The organism is Micromonospora sp. WMMD735 (assembly GCF_049178995.1).
Classification (GTDB): domain Bacteria; phylum Actinomycetota; class Actinomycetes; order Mycobacteriales; family Micromonosporaceae; genus Micromonospora; species Micromonospora wenchangensis.
Map to the genome: position 1 here is coordinate 3,674,144 of NZ_JBMHMJ010000002.1, position 17,058 is coordinate 3,691,201.

General features: G+C 72.9%; 20 protein-coding genes. 6 read left to right on the forward strand and 14 right to left on the reverse strand.

Going from position 1 to position 17,058, the window contains the following annotated elements; translation table 11 throughout:
- Positions 1 to 339 precede the first annotated feature (339 nt).
- From ACN268_RS15545 to ACN268_RS15585, 9 genes are all read right to left on the reverse strand, one after another.
- Positions 340 to 1,089: a lysophospholipid acyltransferase family protein gene (locus tag ACN268_RS15545; protein WP_421483809.1), complete on the reverse strand. Its 750-nt coding sequence runs from the start codon at positions 1,087 to 1,089 to the stop codon at positions 340 to 342.
- Positions 1,090 to 1,165: 76 nt separating this feature from the next.
- Positions 1,166 to 3,226, reverse strand: a complete 2,061-nt coding sequence (locus ACN268_RS15550; RefSeq protein ID WP_421483810.1) for a glycogen debranching N-terminal domain-containing protein — start codon at positions 3,224 to 3,226, stop codon at positions 1,166 to 1,168.
- Positions 3,226 to 3,597: an SCP2 sterol-binding domain-containing protein gene (locus ACN268_RS15555; protein WP_421483811.1), complete on the reverse strand. Its 372-nt coding sequence runs from the start codon at positions 3,595 to 3,597 to the stop codon at positions 3,226 to 3,228. The genes ACN268_RS15550 and ACN268_RS15555 overlap by 1 nt, the downstream gene beginning before the upstream one ends.
- 160 nt (positions 3,598 to 3,757) lie before the next feature.
- Positions 3,758 to 4,174 (reverse strand): CBS domain-containing protein, encoded by a 417-nt coding sequence (locus tag ACN268_RS15560; protein ID WP_421483812.1) that lies wholly within the window; start codon positions 4,172 to 4,174, stop codon positions 3,758 to 3,760.
- 64 nt (positions 4,175 to 4,238) lie between these two features.
- Positions 4,239 to 5,264, reverse strand: a complete 1,026-nt coding sequence (locus tag ACN268_RS15565) for an aspartate-semialdehyde dehydrogenase (protein ID WP_088642711.1) — start codon at positions 5,262 to 5,264, stop codon at positions 4,239 to 4,241.
- 247 nt (positions 5,265 to 5,511) lie between these two features.
- Positions 5,512 to 6,858, reverse strand: a complete 1,347-nt coding sequence (locus tag ACN268_RS15570; protein ID WP_421483813.1) for a M16 family metallopeptidase — start codon at positions 6,856 to 6,858, stop codon at positions 5,512 to 5,514.
- Entirely contained in the window at positions 6,855 to 8,147 is a 1,293-nt protein-coding gene (locus tag ACN268_RS15575) for a M16 family metallopeptidase (protein WP_421483814.1), read from the reverse strand. The genes ACN268_RS15570 and ACN268_RS15575 overlap by 4 nt, the downstream gene beginning before the upstream one ends.
- A 78-nt stretch (positions 8,148 to 8,225) precedes the next feature.
- Positions 8,226 to 8,441: a hypothetical protein gene (locus ACN268_RS15580; protein ID WP_421483815.1), complete on the reverse strand. Its 216-nt coding sequence runs from the start codon at positions 8,439 to 8,441 to the stop codon at positions 8,226 to 8,228.
- Between the two features lie 70 nt (positions 8,442 to 8,511).
- The gene (locus ACN268_RS15585) at positions 8,512 to 9,666 is read right to left on the reverse strand and encodes an alkaline phosphatase PhoX (protein ID WP_421483816.1); all 1,155 of its coding nucleotides are present in this window, start codon (positions 9,664 to 9,666) and stop codon (positions 8,512 to 8,514) included.
- Positions 9,667 to 9,980: 314 nt separating this feature from the next.
- On the opposite strand from ACN268_RS15585, the gene ACN268_RS15590 reads away from it, so the two are divergent.
- The 3 genes from ACN268_RS15590 to ACN268_RS15600 are packed head-to-tail and all read left to right on the forward strand — an operon-like array spanning position 9,981 to position 11,602.
- Positions 9,981 to 11,084, forward strand: a complete 1,104-nt coding sequence (locus ACN268_RS15590; protein ID WP_421483817.1) for a 3-deoxy-7-phosphoheptulonate synthase — start codon at positions 9,981 to 9,983, stop codon at positions 11,082 to 11,084.
- A 37-nt stretch (positions 11,085 to 11,121) separates the two neighbouring features.
- A complete protein-coding gene (locus tag ACN268_RS15595) occupies positions 11,122 to 11,364 on the forward strand; it encodes a hypothetical protein (protein WP_421483818.1) in 243 nt (80 codons plus the stop codon).
- Between the two features lie 28 nt (positions 11,365 to 11,392).
- On the forward strand, positions 11,393 to 11,602 hold the full coding sequence (locus ACN268_RS15600) for a hypothetical protein (RefSeq protein WP_421483819.1): 210 nt from the start codon (positions 11,393 to 11,395) through the stop codon (positions 11,600 to 11,602).
- A 66-nt stretch (positions 11,603 to 11,668) separates the two neighbouring features.
- Here the strand turns inward: ACN268_RS15600 and ACN268_RS15605 are convergent, their stop codons facing one another.
- From ACN268_RS15605 to ACN268_RS15615, 3 genes are all read right to left on the reverse strand, one after another.
- On the reverse strand, positions 11,669 to 12,211 hold the full coding sequence (locus ACN268_RS15605; protein WP_421483820.1) for a DUF1360 domain-containing protein: 543 nt from the start codon (positions 12,209 to 12,211) through the stop codon (positions 11,669 to 11,671).
- A 61-nt stretch (positions 12,212 to 12,272) separates the two neighbouring features.
- Positions 12,273 to 12,590, reverse strand: a complete 318-nt coding sequence (locus ACN268_RS15610; RefSeq protein ID WP_421483821.1) for a hypothetical protein — start codon at positions 12,588 to 12,590, stop codon at positions 12,273 to 12,275.
- Positions 12,590 to 12,910, reverse strand: coding sequence for a DUF6158 family protein (locus ACN268_RS15615; RefSeq protein WP_421483822.1), 321 nt, complete (start codon positions 12,908 to 12,910; stop codon positions 12,590 to 12,592). Before ACN268_RS15615 ends, ACN268_RS15610 begins: the two co-directional genes overlap by 1 nt.
- 154 nt (positions 12,911 to 13,064) lie before the next feature.
- Here ACN268_RS15615 and ACN268_RS15620 point away from each other — a divergent pair, with 154 nt between their 5' ends.
- On the forward strand, positions 13,065 to 13,484 hold the full coding sequence (locus tag ACN268_RS15620; protein ID WP_421483823.1) for a hypothetical protein: 420 nt from the start codon (positions 13,065 to 13,067) through the stop codon (positions 13,482 to 13,484).
- Between the two features lie 24 nt (positions 13,485 to 13,508).
- Positions 13,509 to 13,838, forward strand: coding sequence for a DUF3817 domain-containing protein (locus tag ACN268_RS15625; RefSeq protein WP_421483824.1), 330 nt, complete (start codon positions 13,509 to 13,511; stop codon positions 13,836 to 13,838).
- A gap of 80 nt (positions 13,839 to 13,918) precedes the next feature.
- On the opposite strand, the gene ACN268_RS15630 is transcribed toward ACN268_RS15625, so the two are convergent.
- A complete protein-coding gene (locus ACN268_RS15630; protein WP_421483825.1) occupies positions 13,919 to 14,434 on the reverse strand; it encodes a DUF6232 family protein in 516 nt (171 codons plus the stop codon).
- 482 nt (positions 14,435 to 14,916) lie between these two features.
- On the opposite strand from ACN268_RS15630, the gene ACN268_RS15635 reads away from it, so the two are divergent.
- Entirely contained in the window at positions 14,917 to 15,900 is a 984-nt protein-coding gene (locus ACN268_RS15635) for an NlpC/P60 family protein (RefSeq protein ID WP_421483826.1), read from the forward strand.
- A gap of 96 nt (positions 15,901 to 15,996) precedes the next feature.
- On the opposite strand, the gene ACN268_RS15640 is transcribed toward ACN268_RS15635, so the two are convergent.
- Entirely contained in the window at positions 15,997 to 16,986 is a 990-nt protein-coding gene (locus ACN268_RS15640; RefSeq protein WP_211291410.1) for a sigma-70 family RNA polymerase sigma factor, read from the reverse strand.
- Positions 16,987 to 17,058 lie beyond the last annotated feature (72 nt).

Here is a 17,058-nt window from a genome sequence, read left to right on the forward strand (position 1 = left end):
GGACGGCCGTTCCCCGGGACGGCTATTCCCCGGGACGGCCGTTTCTCAGGACGGCCGTTTCTCAGGACGGCCGTTTCTCAGGACGGCCGTTTCTCAGGACGGCCGTTCCCCGTGGGCCGACGTCGGACCGGGCACCCCTGAATCGCTCACGTCATCAGGTCGAAAGGATGCGAACCCACCATCCTGTCCCCGCCGCCGGGCAGGAGCACCAGGCCGCCCGACACTCCAGCCGCGCCCGAAATTCCAGAAATGCCCGCTCCGCCCCCGACCGGGAGCCGAGCACGCAGCGGGCAGCGGGCAGCGGGCAGCAAGCAGCGGGCACGACGACGGGAACGAACGTCAGGATGCGGTCGAGCGGCGGGGGCGGCGGTCCAGCTCGGCTGCCTCCTGGAGGGTGGGCGCGGTGCCGCCCAGGTGCGCCGGCTGCCACCAGGAGTCGTCCGGGCCGGCCGGCTTGTCGGGGTACTCCTGCTGGGCCCGGTCGACGAGCGCGGTCAGCCGGGTCTTCAGCTCCGCCGTCATCGTGTTGGCGTCCGGGTACGCCGCCGGGTCCATCGGCTCGCCCAGCAGGATGGTGATCGGGGTGTGCCGCCGGGTCAGCGTCTTCGGCCGGCCCTTGGTCCAGAGCCGCTGCGTCCCCCACAGCGCCACCGGCACCAGCGGCACCTCCGCCGCCTGCGCCATCCGGGCCGCCCCGCTCTTCAGCTCCTTCACCGTGAACGAGCGGCTGATCGTCGCCTCGGGGAAGACGCCCACCACCTCGCCGCGCCGCAGCGCGTCCACCGCCGTGTTGTACGAGCCGACCCCCGCCGCCCGGTTCACCGGGATGTGCTTCATGCCGCGCATCAGCGGGCCGGACACCTTGTGCGCGAAGACGTCGTGCTTGGCCATGAACCGCACCAGCCGCCGGGACGGGTGCGCCCCGTACCCGCAGAAGATGAAATCGAGGTAGCTGACGTGGTTGCTGGCCAGCACCGCCCCACCGGTACGCGGGACGTGGTGGTCACCGTCGACGGTCAGGCGCAGGTCGAGGACCCGGAACAGCGTCTTGGCGGTGGCGATCACGGGCGGGTACACGAGTTCCGGCATCCACGTACTTTACCCCGCGTAGGTTACCCGGCCGTGGGGCGGATTCGACCCACCGTGGCGCCCGCCCGACGCACCGTCAGTCGGCCAGTTGGTGCAGATCGAGGCGGCCCCGGGCGAAGGCGTCCACTCGTCCCCAGCGGCCCGGGATGTCCAACACCTCGATGCGTCCCATCCCGACCGGCAGCACCGGCTCCACCGCCAGGTGCCCCTCGTGCGGCTCCAACCCGAGCATGGTGCGCAGCAGCAGCAGCGGCGCCCCCGTCGACCAGGCCTGCGGGCTGCACGCCGTCGGGTACTCGACCGGGAACTTGGTCTGCTCCCGGGGGTAGCCGCCGAACGCCTCGGGCAGCCGCCCGTCGAAGTACGTCGCCGCGTCGAGGATGCCGCTGGCGATGGTGGCGGCCTCCTCGGCGAAGCCGTACCGCCGCAGCCCCCAGGCGATGAACGAGTTGTCGAACGGCCAGATGGTGCCGTTGTGGTAGCCGATCGGGTTGTACCGCACCTCCCCCTCGGCGAGGGTGCGCACGCCCCAACCGGTGAACAGCCGGGGCCCGACCATGTGCCTGGCGATCTTCTCGGCCCGGTCGTGGTCGACGATCCCGCTCCACAGCAGGTGCCCGATGTTGGAGCTGAGCACGTCGCACTGCCGGCCGTCCGGGTCGAGGGCCAGCGCGTAGAACTCCCCGTCGGCCACCCACCAGTCCCGGTTGAAGCGCTCCTTGAGCGCCGCCGCCTCCTGCTCCAGCCGGTCGGCGAACGCCGGGTCACCCCAGAACTCCCGGGCCATCCGGGCCGCCCGCAGCTTGGCGTCGTACGCGTACCCCTGCACCTCGCAGGTGGCCCGGGGGAACGGCGGCAGGCTGCCGTCGGCGTACGAGATGGAGTCCCAGGAGTCCTTCCAGCACTGGTTCTCCAGGCCGGTCTCGGTGTTGCGCCGCTCGTACCAGATGTAGCCGTTTCCGGCCAGGTCGGCGTAGTCGTCGATCCACTTCAGCGCGGCCCGGCACTCCCGTTCCAACTCCTTGACCAGGGCGACGTCACCACTCCACCGCTCGTACTCGTCGAGCAGGACGACGAACAGCGGGGTGGCGTCCACCGAGCCGTAGTACGGCGAGTGCGGCTGCTCCTCGAACGCGGCCGTCTCGCCGTAGCGCATCTCGTGCAGGATGCGGCCCGGGTCCTCGTCGCGGAAGTCGTCGAACCGGCTGCCCTGCAGCGACGCCAGGATGCGCAGCGTGGTCTTGGACAGCTCCGGGGCGAACGGCAACACCTGCAGGCAGGTCAGGATGCTGTCCCGGCCGAACATGGTCATGAACCAGGGCAGGCCGGCGGCGGGCAGGGTCTGGCCGCCCAGCGACAGCGGCGCGAACCGCAGCGCCGCCAGGTCGATCAGGCTGCGCCGGTAGGTGGCGGCCACCCGGTCGTGCTCACTGTTGACCTTGGGGGCCTTGGCGATCCACTCCTGGAGGTCGTGCTGGAGGGCGAGCCGTTCGTGGCCGTGCGCCGTCACCCCGAGCCGCAGGTCACGCCCCCCGGGGCCGACCGCGAAGGTCTGCACGTCGATCTCGGCGTTCCACTGCTCGTTGGGCTCCAGGTGCACCGAGTACGCGAACCCGTTGCGGTCGTAGCGGGCCGGCCGGGACGACGAGATGACCGTCTCCCGCACGAAGTTGCCTCGCCGGTAGCCCAGCCGCAGCCGGTCGGACCCGGCCTCGGCGTACAGCTCGCCCTTCTTGTTCAGGATCTCGTCCTTGACCTGGAAGAGGTCGGCGAAGTCGGCCCCGGCGTCCATCCGGATCTCCAGGTCGACCGCCTTCTCGTCGTGGTTGAGGATGGTCAGCTTCTCGCGGAAGCTGCCGCCGACCGCGCGCTCCCGGATGATCGACAGCTTGGCGTCGACGTAGTGGGTGGCCATCCCCGGCACCAGGAAGAACCGCGCCTCGTAGTACTGGAGGTCGTCGTAGGACAGGGCGTTGAGCCGCTCCCCGTTGATGGTCAGCACCCAACGGGACAGGAACCGCATGTCCAGGGAGAACAGCCCGGTCGGCTCGGTCGGCGTCGCCTCGATGTCACCGGTCTCCTCGGAGACGACGAACGTGTTGCCGTCCAGGATCCGGATCGTGTTGCTCTGTCCCATCACCGCACCTCCCGATGGTGGAGCCGGCGCGGCCCCTGCGCGTCCGGGGAACCGGGGAAGATCCGTTCGATCTGCACCACCAGCCGGGCGTCACCGGTCACCGTCATGTCGCCGCGCAGCACCGCCGCCAGGCCGTTCTCCCGCCCTGCGGCGATCTCCTCGAACAGCGCCGGCGTGGTGCCGATGACGGTGTCGGCCTCCCGGTCCTCCTGGCTGACCGTGAGCTTCCCCCGGTCCACCCGTAGCAGCCAGTGGGTGGTCTGCGCCCCCTCGTGCAGATCGAAACGCAGTGTCCCGGCCGCCTTGTCCAGCAGCGGCTCGTGATCCCGCCGGTTCAGGCTCTCGAAGAACCTCGTGGTCGCGTCCACCATCGGGCCCTCTCCCCCGTCGTCGCCTCGACCTGCCGGTACCCGCACGGGGTCCCCGCCCCGCCCGGCGTCAACCTCGCCCGGATCGGGTGAACCCGACCGGCGCTCACGACGACGCCGGCCCCCGGACGAGTTCCGGGGGCCGGCGTCGGTGGGGCGGACGTCAGTTGTTGGGGTCGTCGGCGCTGATGTCCGCGAGCACCGACTGGGGTTCCCGTTCCACCGCGAGGTCACCCACCGACACCAGGCCCACCAGCCGACCGTCGTCGACCACCGGCAGCCGGCGTACGGCGTAGGTGCGCATCAGCTCGGCGGCGGCGACCGCGTCGTCGTACTGGCTGATCGTGATGACGTCCCGGCTGGTGATCTCCTGGAGCCGGGTGCGGTTCGGGTCGAGGTCCTCGGCGACGCCCCGGACGGTGATGTCCCGGTCCGTCACGATTCCGACGACGTCGTCGCCGCTGGTCACCACCACGTCGCCGATCGCGCTGTCCCGCATCTCCTGCGCGGCGGCGGCGAGGGTGTCGTTGCCGTCCATCGTCACCAACCGGGTCGTCATGAACTCTCCGACCGTTGTCATGGTGCTCCCCTCTCGGTGTCGGCACGGCGGTCTACCCGCCGGCCCCGAGCAGGTAACACCCCGCTCAGCGCAGTTCGGCGGCGACCAGCTCGGCGAGCTGCACGGCGTTCAGCGCGGCACCCTTGCGCAGGTTGTCGTTGGCGCAGAACAGCGCGAGGCCGTGCTCGACGGTCTCGTCGGCGCGCAGCCGACCGACGTACGTCGGGTCCTGGCCGGCCGCCTGCAACGGCGTCGGGACGTCCGACAGCGCCACCCCCGGCGCGCCGTCGAGCAGTTCCCGGGCCCGCTGCGGGGTGATCGGCCTGGCGAACCGGGCGTTGATCTGCAACGAGTGGCCGGTGAACACGGGCACCCGGACGCAGGTGCCGGAGACCTTCAGCTCGGGGATCTCCAGGATCTTGCGGCTCTCGTTGCGCAGCTTCTGCTCCTCGTCGGTCTCGAACGAGCCGTCGTCGACGATCGAACCGGCCAGCGGGAGCACGTTGAAGGCGATCGGCCGGGCGAACGAGCGCGGCGCGGGGAACTCGACGGCCGACCCGTCGTGGGTCAACGCGGTGGCCCCCTCGACGACCTTGCGGACCTGCTCGTCCAGCTCGGCGACACCGGCCAGGCCGGCCCCGGAGACCGCCTGGTAGGTGGCGACGACCAGGCTGACCAGGCCGGCCTCGTCGTGCAGCGGACGCAGCACCGGCATCGCGGCCATCGTGGTGCAGTTCGGGTTGGCGACGATGCCCTTCGGCCGGTCGGCCAGGGCGTGCGGGTTGACCTCGGCGACGACCAGTGGCACCTGCGGGTCGGTACGGAACGCCGACGAGTTGTCGATCACCACGGCGCCGGTCGCGGCGACCCGGGGGGCCAACTCCTTCGCGGTGCCCTTGCCGGCGGAGAACAGCACGATGTCCAGCCCGGAGTAGTCGGCCGTGGCCGCGTCCTCCACGGTGACCTCGCCGTCCCGCCAGGGCAGGGCACGCCCGGCCGACCGGGCCGAGGCGAACAACCGCACCTGCTCCGCCGGGAACTCGCGTTCCGCCAACACCTGCCGCATGACCCCACCGACCTGGCCGGTGGCTCCCACAATGCCGATCCTCATGCCCGCGAGGCTACCCAGCCGCAGGCCCACACCGGGAAGCCTTTCCCACCGCCCGGGTCTCGGCCCGCCCGTCCGGTCACCGCCCGTGCCGGTCGCCCTACCGGAAACCCCCGACGGTACGCCCCGACGCCCCGGAAGATCGGCCGTGGCCGGGCCGTCCGGCCGCAGCATCCGCACCGCCGGTCCGACCCGGCGCTCCCGGGGCGGCGCGACCGGAATCACACCGCCCCGGTCGCGCCGACGCCGGTCAGCCGACGTGGTCGGTCACCTCGCCGAGCCCGGAGGCGACCAGCTCGTCCCGGATCGCCGCCGCGTCGCCCTCGACGACCAGGGTCAGCGCCTCCGGGTGCAGGTGGGTGGCGGCGGCGGCCGACACCTGCTCGACGTCGGCGGCGAGCAGCGCCTCCCGCAGCCGGGCGTGGTAGTCGTCGGGCAGGTCGTGCACGACCAGGGTGGTCAACGCCGAGGCGATGGCCCGGGGGCTCTGCAGCTCGACCGAGAGCTGCCCGGCCCGCCAGGACCGGGCCACCGCCAGCTCGTCCTCGGTCACCCCGCCGGCCCGGGTACGGCTGATCTCGCCGACCGCCTCGACCAGGGCCGGCGCGGTCACCGCCGTCTGCACGCCGGAGCTGACCGCGAACCGGCCGAACCGGCGGGACGAGGCGAAGTCGCCCCGGATGCCGTACGTGTAGCCGCGTACCTCGCGGATCAGGTGGTTGAGCCGGGAGGTGAACGCCCCGCCCAGCACGGTGCCGGCGAGCGTCATCGGCACGTGGTCGGGGTGGGCGCGGTGCGGTGCCGGGTGGCCCAGCCGCAGCGTGGACTGCACCGACCCGGGCCGGTCCACCAGGATGATCCGCCGGCCGGCGGGCAGCGGCACCTCGATCGGGCCGCCCCGCTCGGCGGGGCCGCCGCCGGTGCCGGCGAACGCCGCCGCGCCCAACGCGTCCAGGTCGAGGCGGTCCAGGTCACCGGCGACGATCAGGGTGCCGGGGCGCAGGAACCACTCGGAGTGGAAGACGGTGACGTCCTCCACGTCGAGCCCGGCCACCGAGCCGGGGTCGCCGTAGAGCGGGCGGCCCCACCTGTTGTCCGCGCCGAACAGGTCGGCGCGCAGCACCGCGTCGGCGCGCGGGCCGGGGTTGGCCCAGTCCATCCGCAGCGCGGTCGCCTCGTCGTCGCGGACCCGGCGCACGTCGTCGGGGTCGAGCCGGGGCGTCCGTACCGCCTCGGCGAGCAGTTCCACCGCCGCACCGAGGCGGTCCACCGGCACCTGGACGCTGACCTGGAAGCTGTCCCAGTCCAGCCCGGTGGCCAGTTCGGTGCCGAGGCCCTCGACGGCGAGGGCGTACCCGGTGGCGTCCCGCTGCGCGGTGCCCTCCTCCAGCGCCTTGGCCAGCACCGCACCGAGACCCTCCTTGCCCACCGGTTCCCGGCCGGCGCCCGCGTCGAGCAGCAGCAGCGCGACGGCGAGGTTCTGGCCGGGCAGGTGCGCGGCGACCACCCGGCCACCGGCGACGTCCCGCCGGACCACGGTCGGGAACCGGTACGGGCGGGCGGTGCCCGGACCCGGCCGGGTGGTGATCAGCGTCATCGGGTCTCCTCCGGCAGGTAGGTCAGGGTCACCCGGTCGGCGGGGGTGAGCAGGTCGGCGGCCAGCTCGGCGATCTGCCCGGCGGTCACCGACAGCCAGCCGGGCAGCCGGTCGGCGGTCTTCGCCGGGTCGCCGAACTGGGTGGCGTACCGACCGAGCGCGTCGGCCCGGCCGTCCACGGTGGACATCTGCCGCCACCAGGCGGTGCTGAGCAGCGCCTTGGCCCGGTCGAGTTCGGCGGCGGTGACCGGCACGGTGGCGAGTTCGTCGACCACCTCGGCGACCCCGGCGGCGAGCTGTTCGGCGCTCACCCCGGGGCGGGCGGTGGCGGTGGCGATCACCGGTGCCGGGGCGTGCGCCAGGTCCACCCCGTACGCCCCGACCAGGTCGGGTTGGGCGAGCCGTTCGCCGTCGGCGAGGCGCTGGTAGAGCCGGCTGCCCCGGCCGCTGCCGAGCACCGTGACGGCCACCGTGGCCACGTCGTAGCCGGGGCTGCCGAACGGGTGGGTGCGGTGCGCGACGTAGACCCGGGCGGCCGGCACGTCGGCGGTGACCGTCTCGACGACGGGTCGGCCGGTGCCGGCGACGGTGTGCCCGTCCGGTGCGGCGGGGATGTCACCGCGGGCCGGGATCGCCCCGAAGTACCGCTGCGCCAGCGTGAACACCTCGGCGGCGGTGGCGTCGCCGACCACGGTCAGCACGGCATTGTCGGGCGCGTAGTACGTCTGGTGGAACGCCTGGAAGGTGCCCAGGTCGGCGGCGTTCAGGTCGGCCATCGACCCGATCGTCGCGTGGTGGTACGGGTGCCCAGGCGGGTAGAGCAGCGGGAGCAGCCGCAGCCAGGCGTCGCCGTACGGGACGTTCTCGTAGCGTTGCCGCCGCTCGTTCTTGACCACGTCCCGCTGGTTGTCCAGCGTCTCCTGGGTGAGCGCGGGGACCAGCCCGCCCATCCGGTCGGCCTCCAGCCACAGGGCCAGTTCCAGGTGTTCGGCCGGGACGGTCTCGAAGTAGTTCGTCCGGTCCGGGTTGGTGGTGGCGTTGAGCGAGCCACCGGCGCCCTGGATCAGTTTCATGTGTTCGGTCTTGGCGACGTTGACCGAGCCCTCGAACATCAGGTGCTCGAAGAGGTGGGCGAAGCCGGTCTGTCCCGTCGGCTCGTGCCGGGAGCCCACGTCGTACCACAGGTTGACCGCGACCGCCGGTGCGGTGCGGTCCTCGCTCACCACCACGCGCAGGCCGTTGTCCAGTCGGGTCGTCTCGATGGGCCAGGGGTAACCGCTGTCGGGCATGACCCGACGCTATCCGATCTCCACGCCCCGGTGGCGACGTGTCGCCACCGGGGCCTGCGGGTCAGCGGTCGGGACGGGTCAGTCGGGGGGTTCGATCGGGGGGACGGTCTCTTCGGAGGTGCGGTGCTCCAGCACCGTGTCGGGGGCGGCCCCCTGGTCGGCCTCGCGGAGGTCCGACTCGGCGAGGATCGCCTCGGCCTGGGCCTGCGGGTCGTCACTGCCGACCGCTGCCTCCTCGGGCAGCAGGTGGGCCCGGGACTCCACCCGGTCCTGATCGCTCTGCAAGTGGGTCATGCGCATCCTGTTACCCAGTCGCCACGCCCGCCACGCCGCCCCCGCCCCACCGCCACGTCGACCGGCCGGGTCAGCGGAACGGGCCGCGCACCTCGTAGGTGATGCCACCGGCGGAGATCCCGGCCGTGCCGCGCTGGGAGGAGAAGTAGAGCCGGCTGCCGTCCGGGGAGAACGCCGGGCCGGTGATCTCCGACGAGGACTGCCCGGTGATCCGCAGGAACGGCGTCACCACCCCGCTCGGGGTGATCAGGTTGATCTCCATGTCGCCGCCGTCCTCGGCGACGTAGAGGTCGCCGGAGCGGGTGCCGGTGATGTTGTCCACCCCGGTCAGCGGGGCGGCACCGCCGGTCACCAGCGAGTCGTCGTACGCCAGGTCGATGCGCTGGCCGACCGCGTCGTACGCCCAGACCCGGTTGTCGCCCTTGGTGGTGAACCAGCAGGTGCCGTCGGCGTACCAGCAGCCCTCGCCGCCGGTGAACCGCTTCGCCCCGGCGACCTGGTTGCGGGTCGCCGTCGGCGAGCCGTCCGGGTCGGGCACCCGGGCCCAGCTCACCGCGCCGCTGGTGGCGGTGCCGGCGACCAGCACCTCCAGGGTGCCTGCGGAGAGGTCACCCCACACGGTGGGGCGGAACCGGTAGAAGCAACCGTCGGTCTCGTCCTCGGTCAGGTAGACCACCTGGCGGACCGGGTCGGCCGCCGCCGCCTCGTGCTTGAACCGGCCCAGCGCCGGGCGCTGCACCGCGGCGGTGCCGCCCTGCGGGTAGGTCTCGTAGACGAAGCCCCGGCTGGTCTCCTCGCAGGAGAGCCAGGTGCCCCACGGCATCGCGCCACCGGCGCAGTTCTGGTTGGTGCCGGACAGGATGCGGTACGCCGAGACGACCGTGCCGTCGGCGGCGAACCGCACCGCCGACGCGCCGCCGCTCGGGGTGACCTCCGAGTTGGAGACGTAGATCCAGCCGGTGCCGGCGGCGAAGCAGGCCCCGCCGTCGGGCGCGGGATGCCAGGTGTACGAGGTACCCGGCACCGTCTGCCGGGAGCGGGCGACCACCCGGCTGGTGAAGCCGGCGGGAAGCTGGATGCCGTTGCCGTCGGCGCTGCCGGGCGGCCCGTAGGGACCGGTGCCGGGTTGGGCCGGTGCGGCCGACGCGACGCCGGACCAGAGGCTGCCGGCGAAGGCGGCGGCCCCACCGGCGACGGTGGCGCGCAGGACGGTACGACGGTCCATCGGAACCTCCGGGGGATGCGAGCGGTGCCGCCGAAGTTACCGACGGTGGCAGTGACGGAGATGAACGTCAGGCGAGGGTTGGCCGACGGGCGGATGAGTCCTTGCCTCCGCCTCGGGTACGCTTACCGGCGTGACGCGTACGTATCCATGGTTTAGGCAGCCGGCTGCGGAGCCGGTGACCTCACCATGAGCTGACGTCACCGCGTTTCGAGCCGGCCGGGCAGGAGCCTTCGAGCTTCCTGCCCTTCTGTTTACGAGCAGCCGGCTCGACCCGGGCACCGGCCCCGGGCACGGTCGGCGGAAGGACTCCCACCGTGACGACCCCGGACAACGGGCCCACCCCGGACAACGGCGCGGTCATCGACCAACGGATCGACCGTGTCGTGCCGCTGACCACCCCCGCCCTGCTCCTGCACGAGCTGCCCCTGGACCCGCCGCTGGCCTCGGCCGTGCTGGCCGGCCGGCGCGACGTCGGCCGGGTGCTCGACCGCGCCGACGACCGTCTGCTGGTGGTGGTCGGCCCGTGCTCGGTGCACGACCCGGCGGCGGCGCTGGAGTACGCGCACCTGCTGCGCGCCGCCGCCGACCGGCACGCCGACGACCTGCTGGTGGTGATGCGGGTCTACTTCGAGAAGCCGCGCTCCACGGTCGGCTGGAAGGGCCTGATCAACGATCCGGCGCTCGACGGTTCCGGCGACGTGAACACCGGCCTGCGCACCGCGCGGGCGCTGCTGCGCGACGTGGTCCGGCTGGGGCTCCCGGTGGGCTGCGAGTTCCTCGACCCGATCACCCCGCAGTACATCGCCGACACGGTGGCCTGGGGCGCGATCGGTGCCCGGACGGTGGAGAGCCAGGTGCACCGGCAGCTCGCCTCCGGCCTGTCCATGCCGATCGGCATGAAGAACCGCCCCGACGGCAGCATCGGCACCGCCGTGGACGCGATCCGGGCCGCCGGGGTACCGCACGTCTTCCCCGGCATCGACGTCTCGGGCACCCCGGCGATCATGCACACCCGGGGCAACGCCGATGGGCACCTGGTGCTGCGCGGCGGCGGGGGCCGCCCCAACTACGACGCCGAATCGGTGGCCGGGGCGTTGGAACTACTGCGGGCGGCCGGGCTGCCGGAGCGGCTGGTGGTCGACGCCAGCCACGCCAACAGCGGCAAGGACCACCGCAACCAGCCCAGGGTGGCCGACGACGTGGCCGCCCAGCTCGCCGCCGGGCAGCGCGGCATCGTCGGCATCATGCTGGAGAGTTTCCTGCTGGAGGGCCGCCAGGATCTCGACCCGACCCGGGAGCTGACCTACGGCCGGTCGGTCACCGACGCCTGCATCGGCTGGGACACCACGGCAGAGGTGCTGGAGCGGCTCGCCGTCGCGGTGCGGGCCCGCCGGGCCGCCCTGCCCACCCCGGCCTGACGGGTTTGACCGTTTCGGCCCCGGGTAGCAGGGCGGGGTGACCGACGACGCAGCCACGCCCGACGACCTGCCCGGGACCGCCCAGCCGGACCTCCGGCAGCTCGACGAGCTGCTGGATGAGATCTACCACGGCCAGGAACGGCTCAGCCAGGCCGACATCTACCGCTCGGCGGTGGGGGCGGACCTGCCGGCGGAGCTGCTCACCCGGGTCGCCGCCCTCCCCGAGGGGGAGTACGCGGTCGACGAGGTGGCCGACCTGCTGGGCGGGTCGGCGGGCTGACCGGCGACGCCGGCGAGAGGAGATCGAGATGTCCGACCAGACAGAACACCACGAGCGGATGCCCGCCCTCGGCCAACCCCCCGAGGGGCTGGACACCCTGCCCGAACCGGACTTCGCCAACGAGCACGACAAGACGGCGGTCGACCGCGACGTGATCACCGGCGCGGACGCCGACGAGCGGGAACCGGAGGCGTCGCGCGGCTGGGCCGGCGAGGACCACGGCACCACCCCCACCTGAGCGGGCGGCGACGGATGACGGAAAGGGGCCGGCGGACACGATCCGCCGGCCCCTTCCGCGTACGGGTCACCCCTCGTCGTGCCGCCCACCCTCGGCGGCCTGCTGCGCCACCGCGTACCCCATCTGGAGGAAGTCGGACGCGGCGACGGCGGTCAGCGCGGTCGCCACCAGCCGGGTCAGCCGGGGGGCCAGCACCAGGCCGCCGGTGAGCCCGGTGGCCACCCAGACGGCCAGGCAGAACGGGCAGCTCAGCAGCTCACCGATCGCGTGCCGGGTGGAGCTGCCCTGGTCGCGGACCTGTTCCATCACCTCGCCGCTGCCGATCGGCCGGTCGTAGCGGGTGAACGGGGCCCGCAGCGGGCTGGTCACCGCGTCCTTGGACAGCAGCCGGCTCAGCTTGTGGGTGGCGACGGCGAGCAGCACCACGTCACCCGGGGAGGGCCGTTCGGGCACCGGCCGGCCGGTCGCCTTCACCAGCGCCGCGATGGAGGCGGTCACCCCGGCGTACGTGCCCATCGCCGCCAGGTAGCCGCCCAGCGGTCGGTGCTCGTGCGGCGCGTACGCCTGGCGCAGCCGCGCCACCTTCTGCTTCAGACCACCGTCGGTCACCGGTTCTCCTCGTTCGTGGGCCGCACCGTCGGGTGCGGCGCGTCGGGGTGGGCGGGTGGGGTCAACCCGCGGTCAGGTTCTCGGCGACCTCACGTTCGAGGTTGGCAAGCGACTCGTCGGCCAGGCCGGCGTCCGCGCCCGCGGGCAGGTCCAGCCGGACCCGGGCCCCACCGGCGTCGGCCGGGGCGACCCGTAGCTCGGCCGTGCCGTCGGGGCCGTCCCAGCGGGCGTGCAGTTCGTCGTCGGAGCGGCTGCTCGGGGTCGGGCCGTCGGTCCGCAGCGCCCCGGGCAGCCAGGCGTCGATCCGCTCGGGGTCGGTGGCGGTGCTGAACACCACCTCGGGCGGCGCGGACATGCCGCGCTCGGCGCGGGTGCCCATCAGGCGTCCCGCAGCCGGTGCGGGTCCACCTCGCGGCCGGGGTGCCGGGCCAGGTACTCGGTCTCCAGCTCGGCGGTGCGGCGCAGGTGGTTGGCGAGCGCCGAGTCGGCGGCGTGGCGCAGCGTGTCGAGCCGGGTGCGGTGCAGGCTCTGCAACTCGCGGATCAGGTCGTCGTCGGCGAGCTCCGCCGGGTCCACCCCGAGCAGCTCGCCGTCGGTCTCGGTGACCACGGTGGCGGCCCGGTGGACGTGGTCACCGTCCCATTGCGGCATGCGCTGTTCGGTGCTGGAGTCGTCGGAGCGGTGTGCTGAGTCGGTCATGTCGTCCCCTCGGGTTCGACTGGTCTGGCTGTCTAGACGGTTGCCCAGCCGGGCTGGCACCAAACCAGCGGCGCGGCGGCGGCGGACCGCCCGACGGCGCGGCGACTACGACGTCGCGTCGGAGACGCCGGGTCCTCCCGGTACCCTCGACGGCATGAAGCGGCTCTGGACACCGGCGTGGATCGTCCGCCACGTGGCCCTGGTCGTCCTGGTCACGGGATTCCTGGCGCTGGGCTGGTGGCAGATCAGCCGGGCCGCTTCCGGTAACACGCTGAGCTGGGCGTACGCGGTGGAGTGGCCGATCTTCGCCGGTTTCGTGGTCTTCGTCTGGTGGCGGGAGGTCCGGCACGCGCTACGCGCCCCCACCGCCGCGCCCCCGCCGGCCGGGGCGGCACCGGCCGAGCCGGCCACCCCCGGGCCGGGTACCCCGGTGGTGCGGCGGCCGGTGCGGGTCGCCCGGGTGCCGGCGGCCCCGGTCGACGGCGCGGACGACGCCGACCTGGCCGCGTACAACCGCTATCTGACCTGGTTGAACGACAATCCGGGCGCGAGACCCGGCGACTATCCCGGCTGAGGCCGGTCGGAAGGACGGACGACGGTGGGCGGAGCCCTTACCCGGTACCGCGTGATCGCCTGGATCGTGGGCGTGGCGCTGGCCGTGCTGGTGCTGATCGGCATGCCGCTGAAGTACGTGTTCGACGAGCCGATCGTGGTGGCCGTCGTCGGCACCGCGCACGGCTGGCTCTACCTGCTCTACCTGGCCGCCACTTTCGACCTGGGCCGGCGGGTGGACTGGCCGCTCAAGCGGATGCTGCTGGTGATGCTCGCCGGCACGGTGCCGTTCGTGTCGTTCGTCGCGGAACGCAAGGTGACCCGCGAACTGGCGGCCAGCGCGCCGACCCGTACGCCGGAGCCGGTCGGCCGCTGACCCGGAACCGGCCGCCGCCCGACCGGACCACGCCGGCCCGCTGAGGCGGCGGCCCGTACCGGGCGGCACGGGCCGCCGCCTCAGCGGGCCGGTCGCCAGTAGGTGGCCGTGGGTGACGGGTCGTCCGCGTCGGGGTAGCGGTGCTGCTCCCGGGCCCGGTGCAGGGCGTCGACCACCTGCTCGAACTGCTCCCGGTCGTCGCTGCTGAACAACAGCAGCTCGGTGCCGTGGCAGTGGCCGTACAGCTCGTGCGCCGGTGGCCGCCAGCGGTCGCCGAGCAGCACCAGCAGCACCGGCAGCAGGCACACCACACCCAGCGCCAGGTAGGCCCCGGCGGTGAGTCGTTCCAGCCCGCCGGTGAAACCGAGCAGGACGCCGACGGTGCCCGCCCCGACGGCGGCGCAGGTGACGACCCGGACGGCGAGCCGGTCGTGCGGCCCGCGGCCGGTACGCAGGTGGGTGAGGTCGGCGACGGCGTAGCTGCTGCGGCCGGCGGTGAACCGTTCGGTGGTCACCACGATGCCGGGCCGGGCGTAGAGCAGGGTGGTCGGTCGGGACCAGTGTGGCGGTCGGGTGCTGGCGCGGTCTGCCTGCACGGCGTCCTCCCGGGGCCGACGGAGCCGGTCGCCCCACCACCACGCCACCTGCGTACGGCGGGATTCCCGGCCGGGGCTCCAGTCTGGTGCCGACCCGCCCGGACCGCTCTCCGATTTCCGACACATCCGGCGAGCGCGACGTCCCCGCGTCGCCGGCATCTGACCACCATTCCGGTTTTATCCGACTATTAGCACGCGTTCCACACCGGTATCCGTCTGGAACGACGAATCAGACCTTCCTCGCACACCTCGCAGAACCCGGGCACCGGCCGTCCGTCCCGCATCAGCGGCGTCACCTGCCACAACGACCCGCCGGAGCGCTCAGCCAACATTCGCCGCTGCTTTGTCTGCGCGTCACTCCCGCCACAGGTTAGGTTGATCGGGCCGGCTCGGTACACGGCCGTCCATCCGGACGGGCCCGGGCCGGTGTCGCCGGGGGCTCAGCATCCTCCGGTGACCGGTGGGAGAGGAGTCTTCCGCTCTTGTCGTCCTTACGGATGCTGCTGCGCACCCTGGTGGTCGCCGGCCTGTCGGCCGCGTTGATCGCCCCGTCGGCCCCGGTCCGGGCCGAGCCCTCGGTCGCCGACCTCACCGCCCGGATCGAGCGGTCCTCGGCCGAGCTGGAACGGATCGTCGAGTCGTACAACAAGCTCAACGAGGAGATAAAGACGAACCAGGCCACCGCGGCCGGACTGCACGCGCGGATCGGCCCCCTGGAGGCCCAGGCCGCCCAGAGCCGGGCGGCGGTGGGCGAGATCGCGGCCACCGCGTACAAGACCGGTGGGTTGCGGACGGCCGAGGCGATCCTCGACCCGGCCGGTGGCTCGCTGGTCGACCGGCTCGGCACCCTCGACCAGCTCACCCGGCACCGGCAACAGCAGATCGACGGGTACACCGCCGACCAGCGGGCGCTGCTCGACCAGAAGGCCAAGCTGGACGCGACGCTCGCCAGGCAGGCCGCCCAGTCGAAGGCGCTCACCAAGACCAAGAAGCGGATCGAGCAGGATCTGTCGAAGCTCTACGACATGCGGCGGGCGGCGTACGGTCGGGCGACCGAGGCCCCGGTCAAGAAGCCGAAGAGCGCGGCGCCACCCGACACCTCCGACACGCCGGCCGTCTCCGGCGGTGCCGGGGCCGCCGTCCGGTACGCCTACGGGGCGATCGGCAAGCCGTATGTCTGGGGGGCCGAAGGGCCCCGCGGGTACGACTGCTCCGGCCTGACGCTCGCCGCCTGGCGGTCCGCCGGCAAGCGGCTGCCGCACAACGCGGCGATGCAGTGGAACGCCACCTCCCGGGTCAGCCGTAGCGAGCTGCGCCCCGGTGACCTCGTCTTCTATTCGGGGCTGGGGCACGTCGCGCTCTACGTCGGCGACGGTCAGGTGATCGACGCGCCGAGTGCCGGGCGCAACGTACTCAAGCGGAAGATGAACATGATGAGCATCGCCGGCTACGGCCGGGTCCGCTGACCGGCACGACAACGGCGAACGGCCGGCGTCCCCCTATCGGACGCCGGCCGTTCGCCGTCATTACTACCAGCTCAGGTCACCTGCGGGACGGCCAGCTCAGGCCGCCTGGAGGCCCTCCGCGCGGGCCAGCTCACGCAGCCGGCCGAGCGCCTGGATCTCCAGCTGGCGGATGCGCTCCCGGGAGAGCGAGAAGCGGGACGCCACCTCGGTGAGCGAGTGCTCCCGCCCGTCCTCCAGGCCGTACCGGGCCCGCATGATGCCGGCGGACCGGTCGTCGAGGTGGTTGAGCAGGCCCTCGATGCGCTGCCGCTCCAACCCGGTGAGGACGATGTCCTCCGGGGACGGGGCGTCGCTGTCGGCGACCAGGTCACCGAGGTTGGTGTCGCCGTCGTCCCCGACCGGGGTGTCCAGCGACACCGTGTCCTGCGACCAGCGGACCAGCTCGTTGACCCGCTCGACGGTGACGCCGAGGGCGGCCGCGATCTGCTCCGGCTCCGGGTCGCCACCCAGCTCACGGGTGAGCTGCCGGGCCACGTTGCGCATCCGGTTGACGTCCTCGACCAGGTGCACGGGCAGCCGGACGGTGCGTTCCTGCTGCGCGATGGCCCGGCTGATCGCCTGCCGGATCCACCAGGTGGCGTAGGTGGAGAACTTGTAGCCCCGCTCGTAGTCGAACTTCTCGACCGCGCGCACCAGACCGGTGTTGCCCTCCTGGATCAGGTCCAGCATGGGCATCCCGGAGCGCACGTACCGGCGGGCGATCGAGACGACCAGTCGCAGGTTGGCCCGGATGAAGAGATCCTTCGCCCGCTCCCCCTCGACGACCAGCCGCTCCAGGTCGTCCCGGTCGACCCCGGCGGGGACGCGGTCCTCGCCGAGCAGGTGCTCGGCGTAGAGGCCGGCCTCGATCGCCTTGGAGAGGTCGACCTCCTTGGCGGCGTCCAGCAGTGGCGTCCGGGAGATCTCGTGAAGGTAGACGCCGACCAGGTCACGCTCCTCGGCGACCTCGTCGGTTCGCATGCCGATGTTCTTGTCCACGGTGTCCACGGTCCCCTCGCTCGCGCCGGTTGCCCGGTTCCTTGCCATCCCCACGTCCATCAGCCCTCCCCCGTGCAACGCCCCTGCTGCCCGCCGGTGCTGACACCTGCACAACAGTCG